Annotated in this window: 9 protein-coding genes; 2 read left to right on the forward strand and 7 right to left on the reverse strand. The window is 71.5% G+C overall.

Annotated elements, in window-relative coordinates:
- The first annotated feature begins 314 nt into the window (after window positions 1–314).
- On the forward strand, window positions 315–1,313 hold the full coding sequence (locus tag ABZX10_RS18485; protein WP_355543125.1) for a hypothetical protein: 999 nt from the start codon (window positions 315–317) through the stop codon (window positions 1,311–1,313).
- Between the two features lies 1 nt (window position 1,314).
- Here ABZX10_RS18485 and ABZX10_RS18490 read toward each other — a convergent pair whose 3' ends face one another.
- From ABZX10_RS18490 to ABZX10_RS18515, 6 genes are all read right to left on the reverse strand, one after another.
- Entirely contained in the window at window positions 1,315–1,989 is a 675-nt protein-coding gene (locus ABZX10_RS18490; protein ID WP_355543128.1) for a response regulator transcription factor, read from the reverse strand.
- On the reverse strand, window positions 1,986–4,544 hold the full coding sequence (locus tag ABZX10_RS18495; protein ID WP_355543131.1) for a sensor histidine kinase KdpD: 2,559 nt from the start codon (window positions 4,542–4,544) through the stop codon (window positions 1,986–1,988). Before ABZX10_RS18495 ends, ABZX10_RS18490 begins: the two co-directional genes overlap by 4 nt.
- 24 nt (window positions 4,545–4,568) lie before the next feature.
- The gene (gene kdpC, locus ABZX10_RS18500) at window positions 4,569–5,168 is read right to left on the reverse strand and encodes a potassium-transporting ATPase subunit KdpC (RefSeq protein ID WP_355543134.1); all 600 of its coding nucleotides are present in this window, start codon (window positions 5,166–5,168) and stop codon (window positions 4,569–4,571) included.
- 20 nt (window positions 5,169–5,188) lie between these two features.
- The gene (gene kdpB / locus ABZX10_RS18505; RefSeq protein ID WP_355543367.1) at window positions 5,189–7,189 is read right to left on the reverse strand and encodes a potassium-transporting ATPase subunit KdpB; all 2,001 of its coding nucleotides are present in this window, start codon (window positions 7,187–7,189) and stop codon (window positions 5,189–5,191) included.
- Window positions 7,190–7,290: 101 nt separating this feature from the next.
- Window positions 7,291–8,949, reverse strand: coding sequence for a potassium-transporting ATPase subunit KdpA (kdpA, locus tag ABZX10_RS18510; RefSeq protein WP_355543137.1), 1,659 nt, complete (start codon window positions 8,947–8,949; stop codon window positions 7,291–7,293).
- Window positions 8,949–9,038 carry a potassium-transporting ATPase subunit F gene (locus ABZX10_RS18515; protein ID WP_074850389.1) on the reverse strand — a complete coding sequence of 30 codons (90 nt, stop codon included), beginning with the start codon at window positions 9,036–9,038 and terminating at the stop codon, window positions 8,949–8,951. Before ABZX10_RS18515 ends, kdpA begins: the two co-directional genes overlap by 1 nt.
- A gap of 91 nt (window positions 9,039–9,129) precedes the next feature.
- On the opposite strand from ABZX10_RS18515, the gene ABZX10_RS18520 reads away from it, so the two are divergent.
- On the forward strand, window positions 9,130–10,341 hold the full coding sequence (locus tag ABZX10_RS18520; RefSeq protein WP_355543141.1) for an MFS transporter: 1,212 nt from the start codon (window positions 9,130–9,132) through the stop codon (window positions 10,339–10,341).
- Between the two features lie 184 nt (window positions 10,342–10,525).
- Here the strand turns inward: ABZX10_RS18520 and ABZX10_RS18525 are convergent, their stop codons facing one another.
- Entirely contained in the window at window positions 10,526–12,124 is a 1,599-nt protein-coding gene (locus tag ABZX10_RS18525; RefSeq protein WP_355543144.1) for a phospholipid carrier-dependent glycosyltransferase, read from the reverse strand.
- Window positions 12,125–12,132 lie beyond the last annotated feature (8 nt).

Raw genomic sequence — 12,132 nt, forward strand, 5'->3', positions numbered from 1 at the left:
GACCCCGCAAGCCGAAACCGTCACCGAAGTCCTGAGACACCAACCGTCACCAATGTCCTGATGCAGAACTGTCACCCATGTCCCGAGACATCACAGGACTTTCCGGCGACACTCGGATTGTGTCCGTTCCGGACACGCTGTCCGCCGCGGACGGAATCCGAGTGTCCCGCGGCGGGCACGGCGGGCCACTGCGATGGACCCTTGGACCGCGTGCTCGCCGCACCGGCTTCGCGCGTTTGCGCCGTCTCCGCCCCGCCCGCGCCGCCGACGCCGTAGCGTCGGCGTAGGGGAGCACGTGGACTTCGGGGGGAGCCATGCACAATTTCCAGGAACGCAAGCTGCCGATTCGTGATCGGGCGCTGCACGAGGCGGCGGTCCGTGTCGCGCTGCCGATCGTCGCGCGCGACGGGCTCGACCACGCGACTCTCACGGCGATCGCCGACCGCCTGCGGCTACCCGGCGAGGAGTCGGTGTCCGAGCGCACGTTGCGCCGCAAGTACGGATCGACCGCCCGCCTGCTGTTCGGCACGCCGTGGTGGCTCCCCGAGCCCGACGATGCCGTGCGCGCGGTCCTCGAACCACGACCCGATCGCACGGAGACGGCCGTGTGGCCGATCGGGCCGGACGCCGAGGCGGCAGCACAGGTCGCCGACGACTGCCGGTGCGCGGACGGCCGCCCCGAGCGCGACCCGCGGGACCGCCCCGCCTGGTGCCACTGCGAGGACGGCCGCACCGACGACACGTGGCCGGACGCGCGCTTCTTCACCGACGCCGGCCTCGACGACCCGCTCGGCGGCCTCGACCGCAACGCCCCGGCACCGATCGCGCTCCGCGATCTCCTGCACGATCTGCACGCGGTGCTCACCGGCCACGTCGTCGCGACGGGCTGGGCGACGAACATCGCATGGATCCGTTCGCTCGGGCAGGAGCGACCCGAGGTGGCGGCGTGGATCGCGCTGTCCGAACGGACCTGGGCCGACCGCCTGGCCAACCCGCTGGCCCGCACCTTCGCCGTCGATGAGACGGCCGCGCTCGTCGCCGCGCATGCCTTCGGAGCCGTGGCCCGGGAGCTCGAACCGCTGGTGGGCGAACTCGGCGTCGCTCACCACCGCGCGGCGCGCGGCAGCGGCCCCGTCGCCGCCGCGGAGGACGCGGACACCACACTGCGCACGGCTCGGGAACGGGCGGTCCGGTCGCTCACCCTGGCCGTGTCCGAACCGGACGGAATCCGAGGGTCGCGCGGAAGGAGCACCGTCGTTCCCGGCGGACGGTACGCCGTGCTCCCGAACCGCGCCCCGCGCGCTCAGTATTGAACTACGGGATGAAGCGGTAACCCATCCCGGGCTCGGTGACGAAGTAGCGCGGGTGGGACGGATCCGGCTCCAGCTTGCGGCGCAGCTGCGCCAGGTACACGCGCAGGTAGTTGGTCTCGCGCGAGTACGACGGCCCCCACACCTCGTGCAGCAGGGTCTGCTGGGAGACCAGCCGGTCGGCGTTGCGGACCAGCACGTCCACGATCTTCCACTCGGTGGGGGTGAGCCGCACCACTCCGCCGTCGCGGGTCACCGTCCGCGCCTCGAAGTTCACCTCGAAGGCGTCGGTGCGCACCGGCGCGGGCGCGTCGACGAGGCCCGTGCGCCGGACCTGCGCCCGCACCCGGGCGAGGAACTCGTCCATCGCGAAGGGCTTGGTCACGTAGTCGTCGGCGCCGATGTCCAGCGATTCGACCTTGTCGTCGCTGCCGTGCCGGGCCGACAGCACGATCACCGGCGAGGTGCAGAACTCGCGCAACTTCGCCAGGACGGCGGTCCCGTCCAGGTCGGGCAGGCCCAGGTCGAGGATCACCACGTCGGGGGTGCGCTCGCGCGCGATCTGCAGCGCGGAGCGCCCGTCGGCGGCGGTCTCCACCTCGTACCCGCGGGCCTTGAGGTTGATCCGCAGCGTCCGCAGGATCGCGGGTTCGTCGTCGACCACCAGAACGAATGTCACGAGACCACCTCATCAGTCGACACCGGCTGTGCTGCGGGCAGGTCCACGATCATGGTCAGGCCGCCGCCCGGGGTGTCCTCCGCGGTGAGCGTGCCGCCCATGGCCTCCGTGAGCCCGCGGGCCACCGCCAGACCCAGGCCCACGCCGTTGCCCGCGGGCGCGTCGCCCATCCGCTGGAAGGGCGCGAACATCGCCTCCCGCTGCTCCTGCGGCACTCCCGGGCCGTGGTCGCGGACGTGCACCTGCAGGCGGTCGCCGTCCGGCGTGTGCACGCCCGAGACGCCCACGGTCACCGCCCCACCGTCCGAGTGCCGCACCGCGTTCTCGACGAGATTCGCCAGCACCCGCTCCAACAGGCCCGGGTCGGCGAGTGCGGTGGGCGGCGGCGCCGTGTCGTCGCCGGCGAACTCGAAGGCCAGGTCCGCGTCGGGAAGCGCCGTCCAGATCGCCGGCAGCACCTCCTCGATCCCCACTTCGCGGGTCAGGAGCGTCAGCGAATCCGATTGCAGCCGTGACATGTCCAGCAGGTTCCCCACCAGGGAGTCCAGCCGGTCGGCGCTCTCCTCGATGGTCGCGAGCAGCTCGGCCTCGTCCTCGTCGGACCACTCCACGTCGCCCAGGCGCAGCGAGCTCACCGCCGCCTTGATCCCGGCCAGCGGCGTCCGCAGGTCGTGCGAGACAGCGCTGAGCAGCGCCGTCCGTGCCCGATTGCCCTCGGCGAGCGAGCGCGCCTGCCGGGCCTCCGCAGTGAGCGCCTCGCGGTCCAGGCGGGCGGCCGCGTGCGCCGCGAAGGCGACGAGCAGGCCGTGCTCGGACGCGCTGAGCGGGCCGCCGGCAACCACGAGGGCGACGGTGTCGCCGACCAGCGCCGCGTCGGTGCCGGCATCCGGGGTCAGCGGCGACTCCTTCCGCCCGGCGACGAGCTGCCACGGCGACTCGGCGTCGTCGCGGCGCAACAGGGACGCGCCGCGCAGGCCGAAGGTCGCGATGGCCTCGTCGAGCAGCGCGGGGAGCTCGTCGTCGGCGGCGAGCAGCGTGTCCGCGAGGCCGCTGAGTACGTCGGCCTCGGCCCGGGCCCGGGCTGCGCGGGCCGTCTGCCGGGCGGCGATCGACACCACGGACGCCACCGCGATCGCCGTCAGCACGAACATCGCCACCGCGAACACGTTCTCGCCCGACGCCACCGTGAACGTGTACAGCGGCGGCGCGAAATAGTAGTTGAGCAGCAACGATCCGACGATCGCGGCCGGCACCGCCGGCCGCAGCCCACCGACGAGGGCCACCGCCACCGTCAGCATGAGGAACAGCATCAGCTCGGTCGGCAGCGAGTGCCAGTGCCGGGTCTGAGCGAGCAGCGTTGTGAGGAGCACCGGTCCCGCGATCGCGAGTGCCCAGCCGGCGACCGTCCGCCGCCGGCCGAGGAGCGCCGGCTCGGGCCCGTCGATGCGGGGAAGCAGGCGGCGACGGCGTACCCCCGCGGCCCGCTCGTGTGTGACGATCTGCACATCGACGGCGCCCGACCCCTCGATCACCGCGTCCGACACGGGCCGGCGGACCACCGAGGACAGCGCGCGGTGCCGCGACGTGCCGAGCACGATCCGCGACGCGTTCACCGAGGTCGCGTACTGCAGGATCGCGGCGGCCACGTCGTCGCCGGTGACGATCTGGAAGGTGCCGCCGAGGGATTCGGTGAGCTGCCGCAGTTTCGTCAGCGCCGCCGGCGAGGCGCCGGACAGGCCGTCGCTGCGCGCGACGTACACCGCGCGCAGCTCGCCGCCCGCGCCCTTCGCCGCGATCCGGGCCCCGCGGCGCAGCAACGTGCCGCCCTCCGGTCCGCCGGTCAGCGCGACGACGGTGCGGTCGCGGGTGGGCCACGCCGCCGAGATGCCCTGTTCGGAACGGTACTGCTCGAGCCGCTCATCCACCCGGTCCGCGAGCCACAGCAGCGCGAGTTCCCGCAGCGCCGTGAGGTTACCGATCCGGAAGAAGTGCGACAGCGCGGCGTCGACCTTGTCGGGCGCGTAGATGTTCCCGTGCGCCATGCGCCGCCGCAGGGCCTCCGGGGTCATGTCGACGAGCTGCACCTGCTCGGCGCGGCGCACGACGGTGTCGGGGATCGTCTCGCGCTGTCGCACGCCGGTGATCGACTCCACGACATCGCCCAGCGACTCCAGGTGCTGGATGTTCACGGTGGTGACCACGGCGATCCCGGCGTCGAGCAGCTCGGCGATGTCCTGCCAGCGCTTCTCGTTCTTCGAGCCGGGGGCGTTGGTGTGGGCGAGCTCGTCGACGAGGACCACCGTCGGGTGCGCGGCGATCACCGCGTCGACGTCCATCTCCTCCAGCACCGCGCCGCGGTACTCGACGCGCCGCCGGGGGATCACCTGCAGGCCCTGCAGCTGCGCCTCCGTCTGCGGCCGGCCGTGCGTCTCCACGTAGCCCACCACCACGGAGGTCCCGCGGGCGGCGCGGCGCACGCCCTCGGTGAGCATGGCGTAGGTCTTGCCCACGCCGGGCGCGGCGCCCAGGTAGACGCGCAGCTGCCCCTTCGGCATGTCTCCCCTCCTCCTCCGCCCGGGCTACTTCGCCGCGGCGGCGAGGTCGGTGAGCGCGAGGTTCAGATCCACCACGTTAACCCGCTCCTCGCCCAGGTAGCCGAGCTGACGCCCCTCGGTGTGCTGCGCGACCAGCGCCGTCACCCGCTCGGGCGACACGCCGCGCGCCCGGGCGACACGGGCCGTCTGCTGCCGCGCGTACGCGGGGGAGATGTGCGGATCGAGGCCGGAGAAGCTCGCCGTCACCGCGTCGGTGGGCACGTCCGACGGTGCCACCCCGTCCTCCTTCGCGACCGCGGCGCGTCGCTCCGCGATGAGCGCCACCAGCTTGTCGCTGTTCGGCCCGAGGTTCGTGCCGCCGGAGGCGAGCGTGTCGTACTCGCCCGCGGACGGGCGCGGATGGAACCACTGCGCACCGTCGAACGTGCTCGTCAGCAGGGACGACCCGACGACGGCGCCGCCCCGCTCGATCGGGGAGCCGTTCGCCTTGTCGCGGAAGGCGACCTGGCCCACGCCCCACACCACGAGCGGGAACAGGGCGCCGAGCACGACGGTCATGACGATCAGCATGCGCAGCCCGGCCAGGAGCTGGCGCGGCGCGGCGGAGAGGGATCCGGAGAACATGTCGGTGCCTTTCAGGAGAGTCACGAGAGTCCGGGGATCAACTGCACGACGAGGTCGATGAGCTTGATCCCGATGAACGGCGCGATGATGCCGCCGAGGCCGTAGATCGTGAGGTTCCGTGCCAGCAGCTTGTCCGCCGACTTCGCGGTGTACTTCACGCCCCGCATGGCCAGCGGGATCAGCGCGACGATGATGAGCGCGTTGAAGATCACGGCGGAGAGGATGGCCGACTGCGGGCTGTGCAGCCGCATCACGTTGAGCACGTCCAGGCCGGGGGCGAGGGGCACGAACATGGCGGGGATGATCGCGAAGTACTTCGCGATGTCGTTGGCGATGGAGAAGGTGGTCAGCGCGCCGCGGGTGATGAGCAGTTGCTTGCCGATCTCCACGATGTCGATGAGCTTCGTCGGGTCGGAGTCCAGGTCGATCATGTTCCCGGCCTCCTTCGCGGCGGAGGTGCCCGTGTTCATCGCGACGCCCACGTCGGCCTGCGCCAGAGCGGGCGCGTCGTTGGTGCCGTCGCCGGTCATGGCGACGAGACGGCCGCCCTCCTGCTGCTGCCTGATCAGCGCCAGCTTGTCCTCGGGGGTGGCCTCGGCGAGGTAGTCGTCGACGCCGGCCTCCTCGGCGATGGCCTTCGCGGTCAGCGGATTGTCGCCGGTGATCATCACGGTGCGGATGCCCATCGCGCGCAGCTGCGCGAAGCGCTCCCGCATGCCCGCCTTGACCACGTCCTTGAGGTGGATCACGCCCTGCAGCGCCGGGGCGGCGCCGGGCTCGGCGTGCGCCACGACCAGCGGGGTGCCGCCGGACGCGGAGATCTCGTCGACCGCCAGCCGCACGTCGACGGTGCCGAGCGACTCCTCACCGGATCCCTCGCCCGGCCGCTCGGCGGCGACCCACGCCAGCACGGCCGCGGCCGCGCCCTTGCGGATCCGGGTGCCGTCGGGCAGGTCCACGCCGGACATGCGCGTCTGGGCGGTGAACGGCACGACGGTGCCCAGGCGCACCGTCGGTACCTCATGACCGTGGGTCGTGGCCAGGTCGACGATGGAGCGCCCTTCGGGCGTCTCGTCGGCGAGCGAGGCTAGCAGCGCGTGACCGGCCAGGATGTGCTCGTCGAGTCCCGCCACGGGGTGGAAGGACGTCGCGCGGCGGTTGCCGTAGGTGATGGTGCCGGTCTTGTCGAGCAGCAGCGTCGACACATCGCCCGCGGCCTCCACCGCGCGGCCCGACTTGGCGATCACGTTGCGCTGCACCAGCCGGTCCATGCCGGCGATGCCGATCGCGGACAGCAGCGCGCCGATCGTGGTGGGGATGAGGCAGACGAGCAGCGCCACGAGCACCACCACGTCGACTGCGCCGCCCGAGTAGATCGCCATCGGCTGCAGCGTCGCGACGGCCAGCAGGAAGATGATCGTCAGCACCGTGAGCAGGATGTTCAGCGCGATCTCGTTGGGCGTCTTCTGCCGGTTCGCGCCCTCGACGAGGCCGATCATCCGGTCGATGAAGCTCTTGCCGGGCTCGGTCCTGATCTCGACGACGATGCGGTCCGAGAGCACGCGGGTGCCGCCGGTGACGGCGCAGCGGTCGCCGCCGGACTCGCGCACGACGGGCGCGGATTCGCCGGTGATCGCCGACTCGTCGACGGTGGCCATGCCCTCCACCACGTCGCCGTCGCCCGGAATGACCTCGCCGGCGTCGACGATCACGAGGTCGCCGACCGTGAGCTCGGAGCCCGGCACCCGGCGTTCCCCGGTCTCGGTGCGCAACCGCGCGATCGTCTCCGTCTTGGCCTTGCGCAGCGACTCGGCCTGCGCGCGGCCGCGGCCCTCGGCGACGGCCTCGGCGAGGTTCGCGAAGAGCACCGTCGCCCAGAGGAAGACCGCGACGGCCCACGCGAACACCGAGGGTTTCGTGACGGCGAGCGCGGTCGTGTACACCGACGCGATCCAGACCACGAAGACGACGGGCTGCCGGATCTGCGTGCGCGGGTCGAGCTTGCCGAGCGCGCGGGGCAGGGCCGAGCGGAGCTCGGCGAGCGAGAAGGCCGAGTGCCGCTTCGGCGCGGGCGTGCCGGCCTTCGGGTCCGACGGTGCCGGGTGACCGGTCAGTGTGTTCGTCACTGGGTGACCTCCGAGATCGGTGCTAGCGCGAGGGCGGGGACGAAGGTCAGTCCGGCCACCAGGACCACGACGCCCACGGTGAGGCCCACGAACAGCGGGCGGTGGGTGGGGATGGTGCCGGCGGTGGCGGGCACGGGGTGCTGCTGCGCGAGCGCGCCTGCGAGGGCGAGGATCGCGACCATCGGCGCGAACCGGCCGAGCAGCATCGCCGCGCCGAGGGTGTAGTTGAACCACGGGGTGTCGACGGCGAGGCCGGCGAAGGCGCTGCCGTTGTTGTTGGCCGCGGACGCGTAGGCGTACAGCACCTCCGACAGCCCGTGCGCCCCGGAGTTGGTCATCGCGGCGACGCCCTGCTCCTGCACGACGGTGGCCGCGGTCCCGACCAGCACCAGCGCCGGCATCACGAGGATGTAGAGCGCGGCGAGGGTGATCTCCCGCCGGCCGATCTTCTTGCCCAGGTACTCGGGCGTGCGGCCGACCATGAGGCCGCACAGGAACACCGTCAGGACGGCGATGACGAGCATGCCGTACAGGCCGGAACCGACGCCGCCGGGGCTGATCTCGCCGAGCAGCATGTTCACCAGTGCGGCGCCGCCGGCGCCGGGGGTGAGGCTGTCGTGCGCGGCGTTGACGGCCCCCGTCGACGTGCTGGTGGTGGCGGTCGTGAACAGGCCGGTGCCCCACTGCCCGAACCGCAGCTCCTGGCCCTCCAGGGCGGCGCCCGCGGCGCGCGAGGCCGTGCCCTGACCGCCCAGCTGCGAGCCGATCGAGATCGCGGTGGAGACGGCGAAGATGATCGTCATCGAGCCGAGGATCGCGTAGCCCTGCTTGTGGTTGCCGACGAGGTTGCCCAGCATGCGGGGCAGCGCCACGGGGATCAGTAGGATGAGGAAGATCTGGAACAGGTTGGTCGCGGCCGTCGGGTTCTCGAACGGGTGCGCCGAGTTGGCGTTGAAGAAGCCGCCGCCGTTGGTGCCGAGGAGCTTGATCACCTCCTGGCTCGCGACGAGGCCGCCGGTGAGCACCTGCTTCTGGCCGTCGATCCCGACGATCTCGTGCCGCTGCCACAGCGTCTGCACCACGCCCTGTGCCATGAGGATCACCGCGCCGATCACCGAGATCGGCAGCAGCACGCGCAGCGTGATGCGGGTCAGGTCCACCCAGAAGTTGCCGAGCCGGTCGGTGCGGGAGCGGACGAAGCCGCGGATCAGCGCCACGGCGACGGCGATGCCGACGGCCGCGGAGACGAAGTTCTGCACCGCGAGGCCGATGGCCTGCGCGACGAGGTTCATCGCCGTCTCGCCGGAGTACCACTGCCAGTTGGTGTTGGTGACGAAGGAGATCGCGGTGTTGAGCGCCTCGTCGAAGCGCCATTGCTTCGGGTGGAAGCCGGGCAGCAGGCCCTGCGCGAGCAGCAGGGCGGTGAGCAGCACGATGCTCACGGCGCTGAACGCGAGCGCCGCGATCGCGTAGGTCCGGTAGCCCTGCTCGGCCTCCGGGTCGGCGCCGACGAGGCGGTAGACGACCCGCTCGACCCGCCAGTGCCGGGGCGTGGTGACGACGTGCGCGAGGTAGTCGCCCAGCGGTCGGTAGCAGATCGCCAGGGCCGCGACCAGCGTGAGGATCGTCAGCAGGCCCGCTGCGGAGTCGCTCATCAGAAGCGCTCCGGCCGCAGTAGCGCGTACAGCAGGTACGCGAGGGTGAGGATCGTCGCGGCCAGGGCCAGCGCGTTGGAGATGTCCATGGGTCCACCAGACCACCGGGAACGGCGGTTCTCACGCGGCGTTAACGGCCCCCATGCGGGTCTTGACGCGTTCTTAGCGGATGATGTTTCGGTGACTGAACCACCCGCCGCGGGCGCCGCGCAGACGACCCAGCGGGTTCCGCCCGAGGTCTGGGTGCTGGTGGCCGCCAGCTTCGTGATCGCCCTCGGCTACGGCGTCGTCGCGCCCGCCCTGCCCGCCTTCGCCCGCACCTTCGACGTGGGGATCGGCGCCGCGTCCGCCGTGGTCAGTGCGTTCGCGATCATGCGGCTCGCCTTCGCGCCCGCGACCGGGCCCTTGGTCAAGGCCTTCGGCGAACGCTGGATCTACATGACGGGCCTGCTGATCGTCGCGGCGTCGACGCTCGCGGTGGCCTTCGCGCAGAGTTACTGGCAGCTCATGCTCTTCCGCGGGCTGGGCGGCGTCGGATCGGTGATGTTCACCGTCTCGGCGATGGGTCTGATGATCCGCATCGCGCCCGCCGACATCCGCGGCCGCGTCAGCGGCGTGTACTCGTCGAGCTTCGTGCTCGGCGGCATCTGCGGTCCGCTCCTGGGCGGCGCCCTCGTCGGGTTCGGCCTGCGCGTGCCCTTCGTCGTCTACGCGATCGCCCTCGTGGTGGCCACGCTCGTCGTCGGGGTCGCGTTGCGCGGCAGCACCCTGGCGGGCCGGGAGGAGGCCTCCTCCGAACCCGGTACGACGGTGCGCGAGGCCCTCGCGGATTCCGCCTACCGGGCCGCGCTGTTCTCGTCGGTGGTGTTCGGCTGGGTCTACTCGATGCGGGTGTCTCTGCTGCCGCTGTTCTTCGCCGCGGTGCTCGACCAGCCCGCCGCGATCGCCGGGTACGCCCTGGCCGCGTACGCCGCGGGCGACGTGCTGGCCATGTTCCCCGCGGGCCGCGGCTCCGATCGGTGCGGCCGCAAGCCCTTCATCGTCACGGGCATGCTCGTCATCGCGGCGGGCACGCTGGCCCTGGGTTTCACCGATTCGGTGCTCGTCGCGTTCCTGGTGACGGTGGTCGCCGGCATCGGCACCGGCCTCGTCGCGCCGACCATGCAGGCCACCCTCGCCGACGTCCTGCAGGGGAAGGGACGCAGCGGTGGTGCGCTGTCGGCGTATCAGATGGCGCAGGACGCGGGCACGATCTCGGGCCCGCTGTTGGCCGGCGCGATCGCCCAGTACCTCGGCTTCACCTGGGCCTTCGCCATCACCGCCACCCTGTGCGTGGCCGCAGCCGGGGCGTGGCTCCTGGCGCGGGAGACCCGCACCGTCGCGAGGATCTGACGGCGGTGCGGAGGCGTTCCGTGGCGCGCGTGACTGCGACATCACCTCACTCGCGTGACACTCGGATTCCGTCCACTTCGGACAGCGTGTCCGTATCGGTCAGAATCCGAGTGCCGGGTGGACGAGGCACCGTCGGACTCGCCGAACGGGGCGCGCAGGCACCGTCGGACCCGGGAACGGGAGGCTACTGCCAGCTGGGCAACCAGAGCTCGAGGCGCCACCACCACATGGGGATGGGTGCCGCGGTGAGAATGGGCCAGAGCCAGGCGAAGTCGAGCACCACGATCGTGGCGTAGATGACCACCAACCAGCGGCCCAGTTGCAGCCGCTCGAACCCGAAGAACCGCGCGCGGCCGTCCAGACCCAGCACCTCGCGGCAGATCAGGGCGATCATGATGCAGAGGAAGGGCATCAGGGTCAGCGCGTAGAAGTAGTACATCTGCCGGTCGAGGTTGAGGAACCAGGGCAGGTAGGTCGCGAAGTACATGGTCACCGGCGCGGCGTACGCCCAGTCGCGCTTGACGCACATCTTCCACAGCGCCCACAGCAGTACCGGGAGGGCTATCCACGTGAGCGCCGGCGTACCCACTGCCATCACGGCGCGGACGCAGGGGCCGTCGCCGCACATGCCGCCCGACTGATCGGCGGTGTAGTGGTACAGCATCGGGCGCAGGCCCATCGGCCAGGTCCACGGCTTCGACTCCCACGGATGGTGGTTGCCCGCGGAGTTGGTGAGGGTGTCGTGGAACTTCAGGACGCTGTCCTCGTAGTAGAACAGCGAGCGCAGTGCCGCAGGCACCCAGCCGAAGGTGCCGCCGGCGCCGACCTGATTGCCCACCGCGTACCGGAACACGGCGGTCTCCGAGGTGAACCAGGCCCAGAAGGTGCCGAGGTAGATCAGCACGGGCAGCACCCCGAGCGACATGCCGGACGGGACCAGGTCGCGCAGGATCACCCCGCGCCAGGGTCGCAGCACGCCGTACTGCCGCCGGTTCGCGACGTCGAAGGCGAGCGAGAGCGCGAGGACCCCGATGAGGAAGTAGCTGCCCGACCACTTCACCCCGCACGCCAGACCGAGCATGACCGCAGCCGAGAACCGCCACCAGCGAAAGCCCAGCCGCGGGCCGTACAGCGAATCCGTGATGCGCCCCTCGACGGCCGCGCGGTGCAGGCGGGCGCGCATCTGGTCGCGGTCCACCAGGATCATCGAGAACGCGGCGAAGCCGAAGAACACGAGGAAGATGTCGAGCAGGGCGACCCGCGAGGACACCATCGTCAGTCCGTCGCAGATGAGGAACAAGCCGGCCAGGCCGCCGATCAGCGTCGACCGGGACAGCCGGCGGGCAGCGCGGATGACCAGGAACACCAGCAGGGTCCCGCACACCGCCGACATGAACCGCCAGCCCAGCGGCGTGTAGCCGAACATCCACTCGCCGATGGCGATCATCCACTTGCCCACCGGCGGGTGCACGATCAACCCGAATCCCGGATTGTCCTCGATCCAGTGCCCGCCCGTGAGCACCTGCCAGCCCTGCGGCGCGTAGTGCTTCTCGTCGAACACCGGGGTCTGCACGGGCGTGCTGCCGATGAAGCCGTTGTTGCTCGGTGTGCCCAGGTAGAAGAATCGGGTGGCCGCCGCGACGGCGGTCAGGAGCAGCGTCACGGTCCAGCCGAAACCGCGGTCGGTCGCGCCGAACACCGCGGGCGGCAGTGTCGGGCCGGGACTGACGACGTCGCGGTGGGCGTCGGCTGCAGGGGTGGCCACGGCTGTCACGCGACCCATCGTAGGGT

This window comes from Tsukamurella sp. NPDC003166 (assembly GCF_040611135.1).
Taxonomy (GTDB): domain Bacteria; phylum Actinomycetota; class Actinomycetes; order Mycobacteriales; family Mycobacteriaceae; genus Tsukamurella.

Bases quoted from the DNA above. Each gene is read 5' to 3' on its own strand.
- kdpC (WP_355543134.1), bottom strand. From the start codon at position 5,168: ATGTTCTCCGGATCCCTCTCCGCCGCGCCGCGCCAGCTCCTGGCCGGG.
- ABZX10_RS18495 (WP_355543131.1), bottom strand. From the start codon at position 4,544: ATGCCGAAGGGGCAGCTGCGCGTCTACCTGGGCGCCGCGCCCGGCGTG.
- ABZX10_RS18515 (WP_074850389.1), bottom strand. From the start codon at position 9,038: ATGGACATCTCCAACGCGCTGGCCCTGGCCGCGACGATCCTCACCCTC.
- ABZX10_RS18485 (WP_355543125.1), top strand. From the start codon at position 315: ATGCACAATTTCCAGGAACGCAAGCTGCCGATTCGTGATCGGGCGCTG.
- kdpA (WP_355543137.1), bottom strand. From the start codon at position 8,949: ATGAGCGACTCCGCAGCGGGCCTGCTGACGATCCTCACGCTGGTCGCG.
- ABZX10_RS18525 (WP_355543144.1), bottom strand. From the start codon at position 12,124: ATGGGTCGCGTGACAGCCGTGGCCACCCCTGCAGCCGACGCCCACCGC.